This window comes from Nostoc sp. CmiVER01, from assembly GCF_034531135.2.
GTDB lineage: Bacteria > Cyanobacteriota > Cyanobacteriia > Cyanobacteriales > Nostocaceae > Nostoc.
This window is the reverse complement of the sequence record NZ_JAVRBU020000028.1, coordinates 21,039-40,418: the sequence shown is the minus strand read 5'-3', so window position 1 is coordinate 40,418 and position 19,380 is coordinate 21,039. Positions and strand designations below refer to the sequence as shown.

The 19,380-nt window shown below is 40.6% G+C and carries 19 protein-coding genes; 8 read left to right on the top strand and 11 right to left on the bottom strand.

What is annotated here, in order from left to right; all coding sequences use genetic code 11:
• Positions 1–27 precede the first annotated feature (27 nt).
• From RMZ43_RS33035 to RMZ43_RS33025, 3 genes are all read right to left on the bottom strand, one after another.
• Positions 28–3,999, bottom strand: a complete 3,972-nt coding sequence (locus RMZ43_RS33035) for a DUF3466 family protein (RefSeq protein WP_322655843.1) — start codon at positions 3,997–3,999, stop codon at positions 28–30.
• 644 nt (positions 4,000–4,643) lie between these two features.
• Complete coding sequence (locus RMZ43_RS33030; RefSeq protein WP_322651692.1) at positions 4,644–5,390, bottom strand: hypothetical protein; 747 nt, start codon at positions 5,388–5,390, stop codon at positions 4,644–4,646.
• A gap of 44 nt (positions 5,391–5,434) precedes the next feature.
• Entirely contained in the window at positions 5,435–6,169 is a 735-nt protein-coding gene (locus RMZ43_RS33025; RefSeq protein WP_322651691.1) for a hypothetical protein, read from the bottom strand.
• A gap of 88 nt (positions 6,170–6,257) precedes the next feature.
• On the opposite strand from RMZ43_RS33025, the gene RMZ43_RS33020 reads away from it, so the two are divergent.
• The 6 genes from RMZ43_RS33020 to RMZ43_RS32995 all read left to right on the top strand — a co-directional run bounded on the left by RMZ43_RS33020 (position 6,258) and on the right by RMZ43_RS32995 (position 11,368).
• On the top strand, positions 6,258–6,749 hold the full coding sequence (locus tag RMZ43_RS33020) for a hypothetical protein (RefSeq protein WP_322651690.1): 492 nt from the start codon (positions 6,258–6,260) through the stop codon (positions 6,747–6,749).
• 508 nt (positions 6,750–7,257) lie between these two features.
• Positions 7,258–7,527 carry a hypothetical protein gene (locus RMZ43_RS33015; RefSeq protein ID WP_322651689.1) on the top strand — a complete coding sequence of 90 codons (270 nt, stop codon included), beginning with the start codon at positions 7,258–7,260 and terminating at the stop codon, positions 7,525–7,527.
• A gap of 552 nt (positions 7,528–8,079) precedes the next feature.
• Positions 8,080–8,556 (top strand): hypothetical protein, encoded by a 477-nt coding sequence (locus tag RMZ43_RS33010; RefSeq protein WP_322651688.1) that lies wholly within the window; start codon positions 8,080–8,082, stop codon positions 8,554–8,556.
• Positions 8,557–8,565: 9 nt separating this feature from the next.
• Positions 8,566–10,575, top strand: coding sequence for an NACHT domain-containing protein (locus RMZ43_RS33005; protein ID WP_322655842.1), 2,010 nt, complete (start codon positions 8,566–8,568; stop codon positions 10,573–10,575).
• Between the two features lie 175 nt (positions 10,576–10,750).
• Positions 10,751–10,996 (top strand): winged helix-turn-helix transcriptional regulator, encoded by a 246-nt coding sequence (locus RMZ43_RS33000; protein WP_322651686.1) that lies wholly within the window; start codon positions 10,751–10,753, stop codon positions 10,994–10,996.
• 222 nt (positions 10,997–11,218) lie between these two features.
• Positions 11,219–11,368 (top strand): hypothetical protein, encoded by a 150-nt coding sequence (locus tag RMZ43_RS32995; RefSeq protein WP_428850960.1) that lies wholly within the window; start codon positions 11,219–11,221, stop codon positions 11,366–11,368.
• An 80-nt stretch (positions 11,369–11,448) separates the two neighbouring features.
• On the opposite strand, the gene RMZ43_RS32990 is transcribed toward RMZ43_RS32995, so the two are convergent.
• Positions 11,449–11,577, bottom strand: a complete 129-nt coding sequence (locus tag RMZ43_RS32990; protein ID WP_322651684.1) for a hypothetical protein — start codon at positions 11,575–11,577, stop codon at positions 11,449–11,451.
• Between the two features lie 173 nt (positions 11,578–11,750).
• Here RMZ43_RS32990 and RMZ43_RS32985 point away from each other — a divergent pair, with 173 nt between their 5' ends.
• Positions 11,751–13,184 (top strand): cytochrome P450, encoded by a 1,434-nt coding sequence (locus RMZ43_RS32985; RefSeq protein WP_322651683.1) that lies wholly within the window; start codon positions 11,751–11,753, stop codon positions 13,182–13,184.
• 132 nt (positions 13,185–13,316) lie between these two features.
• Complete coding sequence (locus RMZ43_RS32980) at positions 13,317–13,790, top strand: hypothetical protein (protein ID WP_322651682.1); 474 nt, start codon at positions 13,317–13,319, stop codon at positions 13,788–13,790.
• A 100-nt stretch (positions 13,791–13,890) separates the two neighbouring features.
• Here the strand turns inward: RMZ43_RS32980 and RMZ43_RS32975 are convergent, their stop codons facing one another.
• The 7 genes from RMZ43_RS32975 to RMZ43_RS32945 all read right to left on the bottom strand — a co-directional run bounded on the left by RMZ43_RS32975 (position 13,891) and on the right by RMZ43_RS32945 (position 19,295).
• A complete protein-coding gene (locus RMZ43_RS32975; protein WP_322655841.1) occupies positions 13,891–14,265 on the bottom strand; it encodes a hypothetical protein in 375 nt (124 codons plus the stop codon).
• 84 nt (positions 14,266–14,349) lie between these two features.
• Positions 14,350–14,646, bottom strand: coding sequence for a hypothetical protein (locus RMZ43_RS32970; RefSeq protein ID WP_322651680.1), 297 nt, complete (start codon positions 14,644–14,646; stop codon positions 14,350–14,352).
• Positions 14,643–15,278, bottom strand: a complete 636-nt coding sequence (locus RMZ43_RS32965) for an AAA family ATPase (protein WP_322651679.1) — start codon at positions 15,276–15,278, stop codon at positions 14,643–14,645. The genes RMZ43_RS32970 and RMZ43_RS32965 overlap by 4 nt, the downstream gene beginning before the upstream one ends.
• Positions 15,279–15,470: 192 nt before the next feature.
• The gene (locus RMZ43_RS32960) at positions 15,471–16,025 is read right to left on the bottom strand and encodes a hypothetical protein (RefSeq protein WP_322655840.1); all 555 of its coding nucleotides are present in this window, start codon (positions 16,023–16,025) and stop codon (positions 15,471–15,473) included.
• A 3-nt stretch (positions 16,026–16,028) separates the two neighbouring features.
• Complete coding sequence (locus RMZ43_RS32955) at positions 16,029–18,443, bottom strand: type I restriction endonuclease subunit R (RefSeq protein WP_322655839.1); 2,415 nt, start codon at positions 18,441–18,443, stop codon at positions 16,029–16,031.
• Positions 18,444–18,513: 70 nt separating this feature from the next.
• Complete coding sequence (locus RMZ43_RS32950; RefSeq protein WP_322651677.1) at positions 18,514–18,891, bottom strand: XisI protein; 378 nt, start codon at positions 18,889–18,891, stop codon at positions 18,514–18,516.
• Positions 18,879–19,295, bottom strand: coding sequence for a XisH family protein (locus RMZ43_RS32945; protein ID WP_322651676.1), 417 nt, complete (start codon positions 19,293–19,295; stop codon positions 18,879–18,881). The genes RMZ43_RS32950 and RMZ43_RS32945 overlap by 13 nt, the downstream gene beginning before the upstream one ends.
• Between the last annotated feature and the right edge of the window lie 85 nt (positions 19,296–19,380).

The following is a 19,380-nucleotide window of genomic DNA, read 5'->3' as shown; positions in this document are numbered from 1 at the left end:
AATGATGATATTCACATACTAAGAACGCTACACATCCGCAGGTCTACGAGGTAGTATATACATAATATCGACATCTGGATATGTGGTTTCATACAACCTAGAAGCTGCTATAGCAACCTTTTGATTGTCAAAAGAAATGAAGAATTTAAGTTCACACAACTTGGCTACCAAATGCCTGTAATAAATTTCTTTTTCTAGTTCTACTTGTTTATACCGCTCTTCAGGAGTTAGTTGTTGACGATTTTCGGCTTTGATTAAAAAGTACTGAGCTGTCTTTACTTCCGCCACGGAGCCAAGGGGTTGCTCGTTCAATAGGAATGCTTTTCCTTGATTTTTAACTATGCCGTCATAAAAAGCAAAATTTGCAAATGAATTCCGCGCTATTACAAGGAAGTCACCTTTAGACCCCGTAACCCAAGTAGCGTAGTCATCATGATCTTCATAACCACCTAAGTGCCGATCTAATTCAAGATTAAAGCATCCATGATCAGAATCTACTTTACCTTTAGTGAAAACCTCTTGTTCTGTTATCCTCTCTGGATTGTTTTTGTTATGGATAAGCACATTCAACCTTCTCTGCTGTGCTGTGTTTAATTGCTCAACTAGCTCACGTTCTTTTTTGTTACTGCCGTAAGCTTTTCCTGTAATCGGATTTGTATCAGCTGCATTTGATGGATCTTTTGTAGGTTGATTATCATTTCCTTTGAAGATTTCCTCTATTACTTGATATAATAGAACACCAGTAGATTTAATAAGTTTAGGTATTATACCTTCATCATCGAATGCATAAGGGCCGTAAATGCCTGCTGCGGTACCATTAATACTTGCATCCCCAATAAGGAACTTGGACTTATTAGATTTAAGAACGCCGCTGTCGTAAGCAATACTAATCAATCCTTTTTTCTTGACACCAGTGTAGATGCTGTAGTTAGCATTGTTAATCTGGACAGAACCAGTAACTCTAACCGAGCCATCAGCTTGTACGTAAATTTTGCCACCAGTGTTATTTCCGTCAGAGCGGAGATACCCAGTTGTAACTGCTCCCTGAGAACTGGCGATCGCAATTACTCCACCGTTTGAGATGATGTTTTGGCTAATAACATTGCCAACAGAAGAGAGATATATATCACCGTTATTGGTTGTAATATCGCCTTGTGTAGTAACAGTACCTTGCTTGGCAATTAGGGCAACTTTACCCCACTGCGAACTGATTTTATCTGTAGTCACGTTCTGGTCAGCTTGTATAGCTACTTGACTACCACTATTAATGTCAGTGGTAGTGACACTGCCTTTACTGCTAACTAAAGCAACTGTACCGAATGCTGATACAATGTTTTGAGCAAGTACATCTTGAGTAGCACCAAGAGTCACATTATCAACGCTAGCGATCGCACCTTGGGCTTTAACATTACCACTACTGCTAATCAAAGCAACTGCACCATCAAGTGATGTAATATCTTGAGTAACTACATCTTTAAAAGCCCCAAGAGAAACATCACTATTACTGGTAATTGCACCATTGACAGTAACTGCACCCTGACTGGAGTTAAGAAGAACTACATCATTGGCAGACTTAATTTTCTCGGTGGTGATGTTCTGTTTGGCTAGAGCAGTTACACCATAATCACCAATAATTTCCCCAGTGGCAGTAATAGCCTTAGTAGCACTAATCAGACTAATTCCAGCGTTTGTGGAAGTAATGTTGTGAACAACAACATCTTTAAGAGCAGTAATATTTACATCACCATCTTTGGTTTGAATATCACCCTGTGTTCTAAAAGCTCCATCACTCAAAATATCTACTTGTTTAGCAGTGATATTACCAGTAGTGACATCGCCTTTAGAATCGTACTTTTTATCACCAATTTTACCTAAAGAAATATTTACATTACCTGAGTCAGCAGTAGACAAAGAAGCTGTGGTAATGTCATCAATAGCATTTAGAGTAATATTGCCTTGACTAGTGATATCACCATTAGCCGTGAAAGTTTTAGTACTATTAACCGTCAAGTCCTTAAGGCTAGCATGACCACCAACTGCATTATTGAAAGTAATATTGCCCAAACCTCCTGTCAGACTGAGGGATGAAGCACCTGCACTGTTACTATCGAGAGTATTTTTGAAGGTAATATCGCCGCCCTTAGAAGTGACAGTAGATTTAGCAGAGTTAAAAGTGTAAGCACCAGTACTGCTATTGAGGATTGTCGGGCCATCAAAAGTAATATTGCCGCCTTTGGTGACAACATTGGAGCCAGTGAGATTAATCTTAAGTCCCTGCAAGAAGACAGAGCCACCTTGAGTAGAAATATTGCCTACAGTAATGCCATCCTTGGGTGTTGCTGTTGTAGAAATGGGGTTAAGAAGGAAAGCGTGATCTTGTTCTCCAATGCTGCCATATCCTACAATTTGCGCTTTGTTATTAATAGCTATTGCCCCCTCTAAAGTCCAGCCTGATTCTTTCGGAATCAAACCGTTGAGGTCAGTCATGTGACCATCACTATATAGGAAAGCGTGTTCTAAACCATTATCATTTTCAGAGAAACCAACGACTTGACCAGAATCGTTAATATCATAGCCATAGCTTTGGCTGTCTCCAAAGGGAGTACCTAAGTCAACCATCTTGCCATCACTGTAGAGAAAGGCATGTGTCGAGTAATCATTCCGATCGGAAGATCCGACAATTTGACCAGAGTTATTAATGGCATTGGCATTGCTGAAGCTGCCACCAAGAGTGCCTAAGTCAATCGTCTTGCCATCACTGTAGAGAAAGGCATGTCTTTTGTATTCATTAGTTTGGAACTGACCAACGATTTGTACGGAGTCATTAATGGCATTGACATTGCTGTACCTGCCACCGAAAGTGCCTAAGTCAGTCATTTTGCCATCGCTGTATAGGAAGGTATGTAGAAAGCCATCATTTCCATAAGAACTTCCAACAATCTGACCAGAGTTATTAATGGCTTTGGCACTGCTGAAACCATTAATAGTACCGAGGTCAGTCAGATGACTATCACTGTAGAGAAAAGCATGTCCATAGTAGCCGGAGCTACCAACAATTTGACCAGAGTTATTAATGGCCGTGGCATCGCTAAAGTTCTGCCCAGGTAGGGTACCCAAGTCAGTCATCTGTCCATCATTATAGAGAAAAGCATGACTAAAGTTACCAATGCCATAAGAGCTACCAACGACTTGACCAAAGTCGTTAATGTCCGAGACGGAGCTATAGCTCCGTCCAGGCAAGGTACCCAGATCAGTGACCGTGTAACTACCAATGGAATTTTGTATACCACTTAATCCTGACTGCAAATTAAGTCCAGGGTTGCTAGAAGAAGCAGTATTTTTCAGTGTAATATTCCCAGCACTGATACTACCTTTCGTTTGAACCTGAAGTGAAGAACCAGTATAGTTGCCAAATTTAATATTATTGAATGCAGATATTTGGACTATTGTTGATGCATTAGTACCTGTGAAAATAATTTGCTCAAAACTAGAGTTTCTAAATACTTCACCTATGCCATCGCCCGATAGAGAAAAGGTTTCTGGATTACCCAACGCATCTGTGATGGCTAACTGAAAATCTTGGTGACCATCGAAGTCACCAAACTTTCCGACTGAAATCAGGGAATCACTAAGCGAGTCATTACTGGGAATGTTAACTAGGGAGGCAAAATGCCTCCTTCCTGTAAGTGGATCAAAGTTTGTTGTGCTGTAATTGGTGATATTACTGCCAGTAAGTGGTTTGGATGGTACAGAAGCAGTCAAAGTTGATTGCTGGAACAACAGTGAGTTATCGTTATCAAGGAAATCGGGCTGAGGAGAAGCTACTGCTGTATCTGATATTGAGAGATGGTCGAATCCAAAAGAAACAGAGGCTGTTTTGCTAGAATTATTATCTAAAGCCGAACTCAAAGATGCACTGTCTAATAAAGACTTTGTGAGTCCTCCATCCAGACTGTACGAAGACACGTTATTAATCAAGAATGCATCAGGGCTTTCCATTACAAACCTCTTGTAAGTACTGAATTATTTAGTAATAAAATTTGATAAAATACTTTGCTCAACTAAAGTGCTAGTTTAGTAATTAATCATCGCCTCTTTTGAGGACACAACTTCCTTAGTAAAACATGTGCAATTCAAGCCGGGACTTAGTTATTAACACAAACCGACTATTAGTAAACAGGTATGCAAAGATTTATTTACAACCATAGCTTGGCATACTGTGTACAACAATTGACAAGATTTAAAAGTAACCTTTAGAAAAAAAACATATTTATATTGTGAAGTAATTAGAGTAACGCGGTAAATAGACTTCTGATGCTATAAAAGTTTAATAGGCTTTTAAACATACAAGTTAGCGGTAATCTTGTATGAAGTTTTTGACTAGACTGTTTTTTTTAACCTAACTTCTTTAAATACTAGGGTATTATTTCCAGACACATTAGCTTGATTATGGTCAGATTTTTTAATCCTAATTGTCAATAGACACAATAGTATTTTTACTGATGGGAGCAATTTGATTAACAATTCTGAGAATGACGAATAAGCCAATAACCGCCGCACAGAGCCAAAAATCGCATATTGTGCGTTAAAAAATTAATATCCAGTTGAAAGAATTAATGCCCGTTCCCCTAACGCTTCCAAGTTTATGAGTTTTGAAGAATATTGAACATTCTTCGGTCTAAATCTGTCCGATGAACTGGACGGTTAGGGATTGCGACAATAGCAAATATCGGCTCTACAAATAGTTCTACTTCATACGGATAATCTACAAGATACATTTCTCGATGCTTCAATGTCGGAGGCTTTTCTTCTATGTCCCACATTCTCGGAGTAATCAAAACTGACTCGATGAATTTATTTGAGTATTTTAGTGGTTCATAATCACTCCACAGTTGGTTTAGTATTCCCTGTATTTCTGGATTATCCTGCCATAACTGCGGCGCTTTATTCTCTTGAATAAACTTTAGATCCATGCCGGGATAATCGGCAAGCGCTTCAATATAAACCTCTTGTTTGCGATTTAACATTGCTCGATAAACAAGAGATTTTTGCTCACACCAAAGTTCATCACAAATGATGTTATCTGGATCATGCTCACGACCACCATCAAATGCTTCCTTCTCTGCGTTTATATATCGTTCAATTTCAGCATCGATATCTGGTACGTGCCCAAGTAGTCGGGTATCATGCCCAATTAGTATGCGTCTTAGCCACTCGTGCCAAGATTTTTGTGTCATCCCAAGAGACTGAAGAATTCGATTACCGCCAGTGTGTTTATCGAACGGGGGCACTTGCAGTCCGTCTTGTACGAGTACCCAGAAGGCAAAGTCAATACAGCTGGATGAGCCAGTAATTATATCTCCAATAGTCGAGTCATCGCTTGTTATCATCTGTTTAAATTAAAGCTTAAAAACAATATACTAGCCTTCGCTTACTACTCCCTAACAAGTCGTTCAATTTCATCAATTACCGATTGAATGTTAAACCCTGCTTCTTTAGGTATACCGATAATTGTGTTGATGCCAATACTACATTTAACAACTTCTGGATAATTTACAAAGTAAACTTTGTATATTGAATCAATCTCGCCACTTGGATAGTTAGTAGGTGTATGAAGCAATTCATGTATATTGGGATTACGCTTAAGGGTACTTTGGTAAACCTCCCACGCCTCAATTATTCTGGTATCTTGCATCCATTCTTCTTCTATTCCATCCTGAAGGGGAGTTGAGTATTCCTGGGCTACTTGCCGATACTGCTGATCAAACCAAGTTATCCGTTTAACATAAATTTCACGAATAGCTGACCAATCTAAATTTTCAATTAGCTCAGGAGAGAACATTTGACGACAATCGTCATTTTCAATTAGCTCAGGAGAGAACATTTGACGACAATCGTCAACCTCCTTTTGAGCTTCAGATACGATATCGTCAACTCGCCAATACCATCGAGGATCGTCCTTAGCAAGGGTTTGATTGAGCCAAGAGCGCCACTCATCAAGTGTAATCAGATAACTCGTTACCTGGGGGACATGATAATCAAAGGGAGAAAATCTGATATCCGTTTTAGCTAGTAGAGAGATCAGAAAGTCCACCTTGCGGCTGAAATCAAATTGAATTACACCAAACTTGTTACTGTTTTTTTCCGGGTGAGATAAATTTAAGACCATAATCTTCTTTTTAACTAAATCTCTTGTTGCAAGATAATTATGATAGTAATCTACTAGAAATGGAGTTCAACATAGTTAAGGGTGTACTATGTGGTTTTGGGATTTTGAATCGGTTGAGTACGAGGTATTTAAAAAATACGAACCAGCGCTGGTAACTATCGATGTGAATTTTGCAGATGCCGAAGTCCAAGATGCACTTGAAGGTTGTTCGTATGACTTAGAGGATGCCTTGCGAAGTGCAATTGAATATGCCCTGTGGTTGAGCGAACATGAGAAAGAGATTTTCCCCAATGCTTTATTAATCCGTGCGCTACAGGATAATTGGAAGCCGAAAGCATGGCGCGATGAATATTTAGAAAGGGAGATGTTCTCTTCACCTGGGCAACGCTGGTGGAATGCGGCAGAAAAAATGTGGGGACGCGATGTGCGGAATCAGTTGGTTGTTGATGTATTTTTTGAGGGAGGTGGAGAATTTATAAAATTCAGCAATGGTAAAGAGATCCTTGTAAAAACTGCATGGCTCTGGGGATGGGAGCGATTGCTTGAGTATGCCAGCCCAATACCTGTTTCATCGATATAGTAATTTAATTGATTAAAGATTTACAAGTGTGCGATTCCTGAAGCTGAATTTATCGCATCTGGAAACATACGCTGATAGGAGCAATTTGATTAACAATTCTGAGAATTAACGAATAAGCCAATAACCGCCGCACAGAGCCAAAAATCTCATATTGTGCATTAAATAATTCATATCCAGTTTAAAGAATTAATGCCCATTCCCAATTTGGGAATGCTCAATCAGGTTCCGGCATTTATGAAAATTTATCTAGTCCTTTGCTTGCTCCCTTTTCTTCTGGAGATTAAGTTGAGAGAGTTTGGTATAGGCTCATTCCTTGTTGAAACAAAGCGATCGCCGTTTCTAACTGATATCTCTGCGTTACCGCCTCACTATCTCTTTCATGTCTACACAGAGGGTGTAGACGGTTTCCGAAGCTGTGGCGATGAAGATTCTGGCGATAAGATTCTGGAATTTGAATTTGATGCCGTGTATTTACTCCATGAACAAATCAATTCCATAACTTACCTCTATGAAATCTCTCACCCCAGAAGTAATTCGAGCTATAACCCCCATGTTTATAGCAACGATTGGAGCAGTCATTGCTGTTGCTGTTATAGTCTCGCCAAACGGAAAGGATGCAGGCCAATTCTCTGCGGGGCTTGGACTTGCAGGAACAGCAATAGCTGGTGCTGCTGGTCTTGCTCAAAGTAGCAAAAATGAGCCGGACTTTTCAGTGAGCAAGCAGGGAGACAACTTGAAAGTTTCAACCCCAAGCCCTGAACAAGCGGATGGACACTAAGTTGTCTAATAAGAGTCTGGGGCACAATTCTATTTATTTTTTGAGCCATTGATTCCTAACACCATTTTTTTCTTGTGATCAATGGTTCAAAAAATCGATTACGTCTAGGCAAACTTCTTAAGAATCTGTAAGGATTCGCTAGAACTAAGTTGAATCATTCCAAACTTGTTTTTATGTTTCTCCAGGTCAGATAAATCTGCAAAGTACATAATATTTCTCTAATTATTGGGTAAAGAAACAATTTTGATACTTCTTAGGTGAGATTCTCTCAAAATTGTTTCTTCAAACTAGTTAATGATTTTACCGTTTAAAAACAGCAGGTTTACACTCTGTTGAAAATTCACGCACTTGATAATGATATACACCCCCTGTTAAGGTTGCACCTCGTACTATGGTATTTATGACTTGCAATTTACATTAAATTCTGACGGAAGAAATAGAAAATTAACTTAAACCGTTAAAATTCTGGAATTGCTTATGGTATATCTGTATCCAAAATAGAAATGCGCTACTAGCCCTAGTTTTTATTCAAATGTAGAATAGGTAGGTACTATGACTAATAATCCCAGTGGCTTTTCAGTTGGTGGTTCTGTAGGTGGAAACGTTAATAACGTTCAAGGCGATAACAACCGCGCAATTCAAGGTGAGAATAACCAAGGTGTGCTTGGTGATGGTAATCAGGTGACGCAACATAACCAAGTGGGTGCAGAAACCTCTGAATCTCTCACTAAAGAAGATGTTGTCAAGTTACTGGCGCAACTGGAAACTTTAATTAAAGGTGCAGAACTTCCAGCCGACACTAAAGAAGAAGTAATTGAAGACTTGAGTGCAGCGAAGAAAGCCACAGACAAAGAAGAACCAAATAAACAACGTGCGTTAGAGCGTTTGGGAACTGTGGCAGAAACACTTGAAAAAACGAGTAAGGGCGTGGAAGCTGGTCAGAAAGTCTGGACAATAGCTAAACCGATTATTGTGAAAGTTGCAACTTGGTTAGGCATGGCTGCTGGTTCTCACCTATTGGGGTTATAAAACTGAATTATGAGTCACCAGCCACCTGATAACTCTGAACCACAACAGCCTGATGCAAGCTCAAGGCAGCAGGCTGATAGTTCCATACCTCAAAATGTAGTTCAAGGTAATCAAAACCGAGCCGTTCAGGGTAATGATAACCAATCTGTTCTGGGGGATGGCAACACAGTAGTTCAGGGTAATAACAACTTGATGCTCGTCGTCAAGGAATTAATCTTTGGTCAACAGCTAGCACCCGTAGGAAATCCCGCACGAGAACACAATCAACGGTTATTACTTGCAGACGTAAAACAGGAAGTTACAGCACGATTAAGGCAGTCTCTACACAATGCCGTGCTGATTAATTTGGGGAAGGAATCACAACCGCAACAAGTAAAAAGACCTTGGGATGCTGAAATAAAAATTGGCTTAAAGCCTGCTGTACCTCTCCCAGATACCACAACAATTTTGCAAGTTTTTGATTCAACAGAAATTGCTGGTAAATTGTTAATTTTAGGTGAGCCTGGGTCAGGCAAGACTACCACACAATTAGAACTGGCTCAAGCTTTAGTTAGCCGTGCAGAAGAACAGCCTGATTATCCCGTTCCCGTTTTATTCAACCTGTCCTCATGGAAAGATGACCGACAACCTCTAGCTGATTGGTTAGTGGCTGAACTTAAATCTAAACATTGTGTCCCAATCAAACTTGGTAAAGACTGGGTAGATAATAAACAATTACTACCATTGCTTGATGGTCTGGATGAACTTGAGCCACAGCGTCAAGAAATTTGTGTTGATGTAATTAATCAGTTTTTAACAAGCGAAATTAAACCTCTTTATCTAGTTGTTGGTAGTCGGAGTGAGGAATATAGGAACTACGCTACTCAATTACAAATTAACGGTGCTATATACTTACAGAATTTAACCACCAATCAAATTTGTGATTATCTAACCTCTATAAATTCTATAGGAGTTTGGTCAACCATCAGTAGCGATTTAGATTTACTAGACTTGGTTAAAACTCCCTTACTACTCAGCATTACTGTTGTAGCATTTCAAGAAATAAATGTTGAACAATGGCAGCATTTGAACTCTACAGCAGAACGTCATCAGTATTTGCTAGATGCCTATGTAGGGCAGATGTTGACACGGGACATTAACAGTAGGGCGTATTTGAAGAACAAAACTCCTAATGCTAGACAAACGCGAATGTGGCTTGTTTGGTTAGCTCAACAAATGCAGCGAGAATCGAAAACGGAGTTTTTGATTGAAGAAATGCAGCCCAACTGGATTAAAAAATCTAAAAGATTTAGCTATAGGCTGATTTTTTGGCTGATAGCAGGGCTAATTTCTGGGCTGTATAAAGGGCTAATTTTTTGGCTGAGTGGAGGGTTTGATGGGCTGATGATGGCAGGTTTGATTTTTCTTCAGATTACAAATAATGTGACAATAGATATAAATGAAAAAGTTTTTATCAAAAAAATAAATCAAGAAAATATAATTTCTATGACTTTGGGGCTAACTGGTGGGCTGTTTGCAGTGCTTACTAATTGGCTGTTTGAAGGGCTACCTAATGGGCTGAATAAAGGGCTAACTTATGCGGTGATTGGAGTGGTGATTGGAGGGCTGATTTATGGGTTTAATGGAGGGCTGATTGGAAGGCAGGTTGATATTATAGAAAATAAAAAATATCCTAATCAAGGTATTTGGAAATCTACCTACAATACTGTTTTTTTTGGGCTGATTGCAGGGCTTACTATTGGGCTGTTTAATGGGCTGTTTAATGGGCTGTATGGAGGGCTTGTTATTGGGCTGTATGGAGGGCTTACTACTGGGCTGAGTTTTGGTGGTATAACCTGCATTCAACACTTCACGCTACGCCTTATTCTCTACCATAACGGTTACATCCCCTGGGACTACGCCCGTTTCCTCAACTACAGCACCGAGCGCGTATTGCTCCAGCGTGTAGGTGGTCGCTACCGCTTCATCCATAAACTGCTGCAAGACCACTTTGCCAAAATGGAGTTCAGGCGAGATTAAGAAAATATATTAACGAAAATATATTAACGCACACAAGTTCCGAGAATAAAATTATTCGATTTACTTGATATAATAAGCGAGTCATACGACTCAACGCAACGCATCGCATCCTAGTAGCACATCAGCCTTAACAAGCTTCTCACGCTACTAATTACTACAAAAGGAGCGATCGTACATGAAAGTAATTTCTAATTCCCTCATAGATATCTATGGGGAATTAGCTCAGGCTAGTTCTTGGATAACTGCCAAGGATCTGGCTGAGGCTACCAATTTAAGCAGACCTACAGTCAACCGATGCCTGAATTACTTAATTCAAGAAGGGTTGGTTGTTTACAAGGATGTACGTCCTGCTTGGCTCTACAAGTTAATGTCCAAGCCCAAAAATCCTAAATTGTTAGCGCGGCTGAAAGCGCTTCGATAGGAACCAAACGCCCTCGGACTATACCTTGGGCGTTTGGTTTTTATTGGTCAACGTATCTAATCACAAAAAATAGAGAGTGGGACGGGAAATTACAAAGCTTGTATATCCCTAATCTATTTCGATGAATTATTGGTTAATGAAGTCAGTTTCCCAATGCTGGGATTTCCAGGTAATAAAACCGCCAATCACCTAATTTATTTTGTTATCAGGAGTGCTATCAGTATGGTTAAGAAAAAGGATTTAGATAAAATTGGTTTAGGAACTAACCCCCTTAAGTTTGATGATTTCGTTGCCCGTTGCCCTGAAAAATTAGAACTTAGAGATGGGTACATGGGACAGTCTAAGCAAGATGCCAGATTTTTGCAGTGCTAAATTAGACTTATTTTATCCTCTCAGATTTTCAGCAATTCCCAACGTTGGGAATTTTATCGCTCTTACATTCCCATAATTGGTTATGGCTTCTGCAATAATGCAAGATTTCGCACCTCATCCCGATCGGGAACTTTAGCCATCGCATTATAAAGGCGATCGCTATTTCTGAGATGTCCCCAAGTGCTGGATAATGGGTGTGGTATTGTCAACAACCATTCCCAATACTAAACAGTACAGGTTTTCACGTACAAGGCGTAAAAATAGCCTATCAAACGCTACAATTACTGGGAATGAAAGTGTGGAGTAATAGCACTGCATACACCTTCCGAAAGTGCGCCGGCATCTCCACCTATTTGAACAAACCGAGAACACTAGAATAAATTTGAGCTTCGCTGCCGCTATGCACAACATTGCCAATGCTGAAGAAGTAAAAGTAATTGAGGATGGGCAAGCGCCACCTACTGGCACTACCACTCCACCAAGAAAGCCAAAGTGGTATGACACATTTAGCTACATTGCGAATCCGGATCGATTCTGTCGCCAAAATTTGCAAGAGTATGGCCCTATTTTTAACACAGGAGTCTTTGGTCGCACTACCATCTTTGTAGGCGACGCTAAAGCTATTCAAATGGCATTTAATGGAGATTTGAGATATACAGAGATTGCACTGCCAGCAACCACAATGGATATGTTTGGTGAGTACAGTCTGTTTCAAAGACCCGATTTGCATCGTCAGCGTAAAAATGCACTCGCACCCGGAATGACTGGTCGTGTACTTGATGGCTATACACCGCTAATCAATGACGTAATTGTGCGTGGGATGAATAGCTGGACTACCCCCAGTACCATAGCGGTATACCCGGCAGTGGAGAAGATTTGCTTTGATATACTCACCCCTGTGCTATTGGGAATCAGTTTAGATGACTCTGCTCCTCTCTCTTTCAAAGGACTACCAATTACGTCAAAAGCAGAGTTAAAAGCTCTGTACAAAACATACTTTGATGGTTTCTATGGTTTGTCTCAATGGAAGTCTCCCTTGACAAAATACGGGCGTGGGCTTTCGGCACGTACCAAACTCTTAGAATTTATGCGTGCTGTGGTGCAAAGGCGGCGAGGTGAGGACAAAGTTATCCAGCCCACGGCTGATTTCCTCTCAATGATGCTAGACAGCCAGCAAGAAAATCCCGATGGAGTATTTAGTGATCAGTTAATAGAGAATCAGTGTTTACTGCAATTATGGGCATCGGATTATGAGGTATCCGGGCTGATATCTTCGCTCATGTACCAAATTGCCCGCCATCCGCAAGTTATTTCACGACTGCGACTTGAGCAAGCCACTCTTACAGGTGGAAACAGTCAAGTCACTATGTTCTCACCCGAACAGTTAAAGCAAATGGTATATTTAGAGGCAACAATTAAGGAAACACTACGTACTCTACCACCCAGTTCTACAGCCAGTCGTCTACTCACCAAGTCTGTGGTACTTGATGGCGTACTCTATAATAAAGGCTGTGTAATTATTGCAGAACCACGAATCGCACACATTACACCAGAGTACTTTCCCGAACCAGAAATATTTGCACCAGAGCGTTTTCTGCCGTCACGTAGCGAAGACAAGATGTATCAATTTATTCCCTTTGGTGGCGGTGTCCATGCTTGCCTGGGAGCGCAGATGGCGATCGCAATTACAAAAGTGTTCGCGTCTCATTTGCTACAAATGTTTAACTGGGAAGCAACAGGCGAAGCCAAGTTTGTCCAGTTTCCTCTCAAAAAGCTCAGGGATGATTACCAAATGAAGTTTACACGCCGAGTTTGACTTTCTCGCAAAATACGGCTTTTTCTTCTGACTGATAGTGTAGAGCAACGAATTATTTGACCGCAGCGACTTTCTTATAAGTTAAGTTCTTTATGCCTGTAAGCTTTACTATCAGGGCATCTAATTTTAACAATGATAAAAAAATTACCCAGAGGCATTAGTAGAGGTATTGGATTTCGGGATTTGAAACAGTTTCGTGCTGACTGCTATGAAGTTGCACGTACCATACATGCAAAAGTTTTAGAAGTGAGAGAGGGTGGACAGTACAGAAATTATCGCTTGTGCCGTATGCAATTGCGGGAATATCATAACTGTAACAGTATGAATGTCACCATCCTGCTAAATTATTATATGCTCGCTTTCAGCAGCACAGAAGATATACCATTTGTTTTTTTTGATGTGCCACTATTGCAAGCTGCATTTGAGTCCTTGGAGTATGAGGTGCCTGCATTTGAGTCCTTGAAGTATGAGGTGCTGACTAAAGAGTATTTAGAAACTGATCCAACAGAAGAACATGTTGCAGATTTGAGTGCAGAAGAGTTAAAAGATTATCGATACTGGACACCGAATCAAATAGGACAAATCATTTTCAATCACTGGGATTGAAACCTAATAACGATTGGCTAGTAAAATATTCAATACTTGGTAAGCCAAATTCTCATAAGTAAAAAAAAGGATGGCTCGTGCCACCCGTTAGCTCACTAATTCAATAGCCAGTACTTCTTTTTAGGTCTTCCCGTTTCCAAGGATCAGTTTCTACCTCTCGCAGCGATCGCACGGTGATTGGATAAATTCGCAATTGCGATGTTGAGTCACCGTCCACAGAAGTGATGTTAATCAAATCCAGTAATTCTTGTGGACTCATCGCAGGATTTTCTCGGATACAGTCCATTAAAGAACCTGCAAATTTTTGTTGACGATGCTGCCAATCATGCGGATATGCTCGGTCTAGAAACCATTTCCATTTTGATGTGTTGGACAGCATGTGTTCGGCAATCTCTAGATCAGATTCTGCCTCTACGACAATAAACGAACTGTCATACACGCCTTCATCGATTACACAAGTCACTAAAAACAACATCGCATTATATAACTCTAACAGTAAAAATAATCCAATACCAAGTCTCCACAAATAAGTAATTAAGTTAAGTAATTGAGTAACTCATTACTCTAGATCAATCCCCTCAAACGCTTGCTCTAGAAGAACCCGGAGAATTTCAGCTTTTTTCCTACCTGTTCGGTTAGCCAGGTTAGTAAGTTTAGAGTGCATTTCTGGAGATAGATCCAGACTGACGCGAATAGGTTTTTCTCTTGGTGTAGATTGTTGAGTTAATTTCTCTAATAAATCGTTAGATTGCAACTTTTGTTTTTTAGCCGCGCCAGTCGTTTTTTTATTCGGTTCGTCTTCAGGAAAAATGAACTTAGCGGTATCATCGTCTAGCCTTTTTCGTCTAGTATTCATTTCAGTAATCCCAATATCTCTTTGCACAATTGCTCAAACTCTTGAGCCGAATCTTCTGCTTTTTTCATTTCAAAAATGGTGCATTGTTGAGTAAAGCAATCGGCAATGGCTTGCTTATTGTGGATCACAGTTTTGAGTAACTTCACGTCGGGAATTTGACTGAGCAATGATAATGCCTCTTCTTTTAGCCTTGTTCCTTTTGATGCGCGGGAGAGGAATACTGCTGCTATTGGCCGCCCCCCAGTTATTTTTTGCGCGGACTTGATCAGCCTTATTGCCTCTGAAGCAGAATGCAGATCCAATCCAGTTGGTTGAATGGGTGTTACCGAAACATCCGATAAACACAAAATCGCTCGTGTTGATTCGGTCGTGTTTGGCGCACCATCGACAACTACAAGCTGGAATTGTTCAGCAAACTCTGGCAATCTCTCGATCAGCTCGTTAGCGTCAGTAATTTTTGATGTGGGTATTTGGTTAGACAACAGGGACATCCAAGTTGACCCACTGCTTTGTGGATCTGCATCGACAAAGTGTATTTTCTTGCGTTTGCGATGCAGCCAAGCGGCTAGATGGACTGCCCCCACTGTTTTTCCGCAACCGCCCTTCTGATTGCAAAACGAAATAATGGGCATTTCCTTAACTCAATTACTTAATTGAGATAAGTATAATCCCAGTAATGGAAGGATGTCACTGTGATCGGAATGCAGTTGGTTTTCTACTTAATTACTTAATTACTTAACTAGTTTGAGTAAAAAAGATAAAAATTCAGGTTTGTGGCATTCCCAATTTTGGGAAAGTTACTCTCAACCTTATTGACAAGCTCTCTATCCTAAAAGCTGCTGGAATCCATCTAGATTACCTTGAGCAAGTAACTGCATGATGCTGGCATCAAAGGCCCGTTTAAATTCTGGGTCAGATGCGTAACGTTTGTACAAGTCGAGTTCACGTTTGCGTTCTCTGTTGATCGCTTGTTTAATTAATTCTTCTAAAGCAAGACGGCGATTTTGTTCGTCTGGGTTGTTGACGACTTGATTTTGGTAATAGGGGTTGTCAATTACGTGTCTAGCTATATTAATGAATTTCACCCGTTGTTCTTGCGGAGTAGCATCCCAGCCTGTAAAAAATCGATTATTAAAGGCGGATATGATTTCATCAAGGGGGTCTCTTTGTGGTGCATCGTCATGGTAGCCGCGTAAATTGGAATTTTGCGGGTCAATTTCAGATTCCGAAGCATCAAGTTCAATGGTGTGATTTAATTTAACTCGCTCAATACCATAGGTAGAGAGGTCTACACTTTCCAGGAGTTCATCGAGTTGGTCTTGGTCGGGGTTTTTAACTGCAAGTTTGGGAATAAGGAATTTCAGGAACCAGTGCAGCATTTCTCACTGGATGTTGTTATAAGGAATGATACAGGCTACTTGGCTGTAGATTTTAACGAACTGTTTTGCTTTGATTTTAAAGTCGATTTTTGCTTCGTCTTCGAGTCTTAATTCTGCGTTGAAACGAGATGCGGCGGTGTCGATGAGAGGACTGAGTTGTTCTGCTTCGGCTTTGTTGAAAAATAATTCGTTGAATTGTTCGACTTCATACCATTCGTAAACACCCACATCATCTAAAACTTCTTTGAGATCGTGGAGGACATTAACATCGGTGGGTTCGCTCAGGGATGTGGCAGTATAAAATGGGTCAAAAGCGATTTTGATGTCGCTGACGGTGTTGTAAAAATCGAGAACGAAGGTATCTTGTTTACCCATTTTATCGTTGCAACGATTGAGGCAAGATAGGGTTTGCACTGCCAGCACCGACTGCAATTTTTTATCAACATACATACTGTGTAGCAGGGGTTCGTCAAACCCAATAAGAAATTTATTTGCAACAACCAAGATTTTGTAATCGTCTTTTTTAAATTCGTCGGAAATATCTTTGCTGGGGAAGCCGTTGATGATGTCTTTGGTATATTCAATGCCGTCTACTGTTTTTTTACCAGAGAAGGCAATGATTGCTTTAAAAGGTGCGTTCGCCTGTCTTAACAGTTCGCGGATGGCGAAGAAGTAGCGAATGGTAGTTTCAATGTTGCGGGTAACGACCATCGCTTTGGCCTTGCCCTTGAGCTTTTTGGGTACCCATACCTGTTCGATAAAATGAGTAACCATAATATCGGCTTTAGTACCAATGGTTTGTTTATGTCCTTCCACATAAGCCCGGAGCTTTTTCTGGGCTTTGGCAGTGTCAAAGATGGGATTATCTAAAATGGATTTTTGAATTTCGTAATAGCTTTTGTAAGTAGTGTAATTGGCTAGTACGTCAAGAATAAAGCCTTCTTCGATTGCTTGTTTCATCGAGTAGAGATGAAATGGCACGAACTTACCGTCTGCCATGCGCCGACCGAATTTTTCTAAAGTTGCGTTTTTGGGTGTGGCAGTAAAAGCAAAGTAGGAAGCATTTTTACCAACTTTGCGCCCTGACATTGCTTTGAGAATTTTGTCTTGTAAATCTTCGGGTTCTTCCTCATCCTCTTCTTTAGCGAGAGTCATATTCAAGTTATCAGCAGCCTTCCCGCTTTGTGATGAGTGAGCCTCATCGATAATTACAGCAAAAGTACTACTGCTCAAATCCTCAATGCCGTCAACAATAAAGGGGAATTTTTGAATTGTAGTAATAATAATTTTTTTACCGTTCTCTAGAGCAATTTTTAATTCTTGGGCATTGGTGGCATGGGCAACGATGTTTTTTACTTGAGAGAAATCTTTAATATTATCTTTGAGTTGTCTGTCAAGAATGCGTCTATCTGTGACAACCACAACCGAATCAAACAGGGGACTATCTGCACCTTTAGCGTAGAGTTCGATTAACTGATATGCCGTCCAGGTGATGGAATTAGATTTACCCGAACCTGCGGAATGCTGAATTAAATAAGTCTGTCCTGTGCCCCGTGTTCGGGCATCCGTGAGGAGTTGACGAACGACATCAAGTTGGTGATAACGGGGGAAATAAAGGTTTTTTTGAGCAAGGGGTGTTTTGGTATCACCGGGGATGAGAATGGCGAAGTGTTCAATAATGTTGGTAAAACTTTGGCGGGTGAGAATAGATTCCCATAAGTATGCAGATTTGTGACCATTTGGGTTGGGTGGGTTGCCCTTGCCAAAATTAAAACCTTTGTTGAAAGGTAGAAAGTAAGTTTTCTCATGGTCTAATTTTGTGGTCATCCACACTTCATCGGTATCAACAGCAAAGTGGACTAGACAACGACTAAATTGCAGCAGTGGTTCTTGGGGATTGCGGTCTTCGCGGTATTGTTTTTTGGCGTGGTAAACACTTTGACCCGTCCAGGGGTTTTTTAATTCCATCGTGGCGATCGCTAAACCGTTAAGAAACAGCACAATATCAATGGATAACCCTGCATCGCTTTCAGAGTAATGTACCTGGCAGGTAATCGAAAAGATATTTTTTTCAAAGTTCTCTAAAACAGCCGGATTTGTCTCGTTGTAGGGGAGGCTGTAAAGCAAGGTCAGGTGAGCATCATCAATGGATAATCCTTTTTTAAGAACAGAGAGGATGCCATCTTTTTTGATTTTGCGATCGCAACGTTCCAGAATTAGGCGTTGCCAGTTGGGACGGTCTTTGAGTTTGGCCAGTTCTTCGGGCTGGGTAGTTTCTAAAAAGCGCCAGAATTTCTCCCGGTCGATAGCAAACTCTCGATCAAAATCTGCGGGGTTTCCTTCTTCGTAGCCAGCGCGTTCAACGAGTGCAGTTTTGATACAGTTTTCCAGTGCTTGCTCGTTGGTTTTGCTAACCATAGGAAATCCGTTATATTTTATACGAGTATTTTTCCTATGATAATTCTTTGTAGCCGAGTGTGCTATGTGTCTAAGTGATCGCAAATTCAGTGAGTGGGCGTTTACTAGGGTGATGGAAGCCTAAAATAATATCGGCTTTGGGGATACCTGCTGCCAACAAGTCATCAACAATCCCCAAGTCGGTGCTGTCTTCTTCCACCCAAATTTTACCGTTTTGAATCTGAAGGTATAGAATAATGTGCTGCACTCGTTTTTTAGCATCCCAACCGCACCGTAACCACAGGTATTGGTCGTGCTGTTCGTCTAAAATCAGCCGATCAGCTACACTGGGCAAAACGCCATTGCTAATTGTAGTTTCTGTGGTGTTAGCGGTTTGAGAATTGGCCATCTCATAGTATTTTTTAATGGTTTCTTGGATAGCATGGCGATAGCGGATTAATGTATCCATTGCACGATTTGCTCCTGTTGAGTATCTACGGCAATTAATTGCAGGTTGTTTTGGCGGGTAATGAGTTGGACTGATGGACGTTGAAAAAAGTTGAAATAAACAATGTCGTCAATTGCTAAGTACAAATTATATTCAGGTTCGCTAACTTGGATGAGGTTGCGATAGACGATGTACTGTCCAAGGGCGTTGTGGAAGTCGTACATCTGAGATTTACCCACAAAGCTTTTAATTTCAACAACAATTTTCTGCCCCTGGCGTTCTGCGGCAATAGGTTTTTCTGCGGCTAAGTCAGCGTATAGTTCAGCGTCTTCATATTTAATTATGTAAGGGTCAGCGATTATCAGCCACCCATCTTTAATCAGAGCATTTTTTACAGCATCGTGATAGAGGTCTTTGGCTGGCATGGGGTGATTTCTTAGACGTGAGGTTCGGGTTTTGGGTCTTACAACATATATAAATAAGATAGTACGTCACGCTAGGGCTAATGTA

Coding starts and splice junctions, on each gene's coding strand:
- RMZ43_RS33035 (WP_322655843.1), bottom strand. CDS start 3,999: ATGGAAAGCCCTGATGCATTCTTGATTAATAACGTGTCTTCGTACAGT.
- RMZ43_RS33030 (WP_322651692.1), bottom strand. CDS start 5,390: ATGATAACAAGCGATGACTCGACTATTGGAGATATAATTACTGGCTCA.
- RMZ43_RS33025 (WP_322651691.1), bottom strand. CDS start 6,169: ATGGTCTTAAATTTATCTCACCCGGAAAAAAACAGTAACAAGTTTGGT.
- RMZ43_RS33020 (WP_322651690.1), top strand. CDS start 6,258: ATGTGGTTTTGGGATTTTGAATCGGTTGAGTACGAGGTATTTAAAAAA.
- RMZ43_RS33015 (WP_322651689.1), top strand. CDS start 7,258: ATGAAATCTCTCACCCCAGAAGTAATTCGAGCTATAACCCCCATGTTT.
- RMZ43_RS33010 (WP_322651688.1), top strand. CDS start 8,080: ATGACTAATAATCCCAGTGGCTTTTCAGTTGGTGGTTCTGTAGGTGGA.
- RMZ43_RS33005 (WP_322655842.1), top strand. CDS start 8,566: ATGAGTCACCAGCCACCTGATAACTCTGAACCACAACAGCCTGATGCA.
- RMZ43_RS33000 (WP_322651686.1), top strand. CDS start 10,751: ATGAAAGTAATTTCTAATTCCCTCATAGATATCTATGGGGAATTAGCT.
- RMZ43_RS32995 (WP_428850960.1), top strand. CDS start 11,219: ATGGTTAAGAAAAAGGATTTAGATAAAATTGGTTTAGGAACTAACCCC.
- RMZ43_RS32980 (WP_322651682.1), top strand. CDS start 13,317: ATGATAAAAAAATTACCCAGAGGCATTAGTAGAGGTATTGGATTTCGG.
- RMZ43_RS32975 (WP_322655841.1), bottom strand. CDS start 14,265: ATGTTGTTTTTAGTGACTTGTGTAATCGATGAAGGCGTGTATGACAGT.
- RMZ43_RS32970 (WP_322651680.1), bottom strand. CDS start 14,646: ATGAATACTAGACGAAAAAGGCTAGACGATGATACCGCTAAGTTCATT.
- RMZ43_RS32965 (WP_322651679.1), bottom strand. CDS start 15,278: ATGCCCATTATTTCGTTTTGCAATCAGAAGGGCGGTTGCGGAAAAACA.
- RMZ43_RS32960 (WP_322655840.1), bottom strand. CDS start 16,025: ATGCTGCACTGGTTCCTGAAATTCCTTATTCCCAAACTTGCAGTTAAA.
- RMZ43_RS32955 (WP_322655839.1), bottom strand. CDS start 18,443: ATGGTTAGCAAAACCAACGAGCAAGCACTGGAAAACTGTATCAAAACT.
- RMZ43_RS32950 (WP_322651677.1), bottom strand. CDS start 18,891: ATGGATACATTAATCCGCTATCGCCATGCTATCCAAGAAACCATTAAA.
- RMZ43_RS32945 (WP_322651676.1), bottom strand. CDS start 19,295: ATGCCAGCCAAAGACCTCTATCACGATGCTGTAAAAAATGCTCTGATT.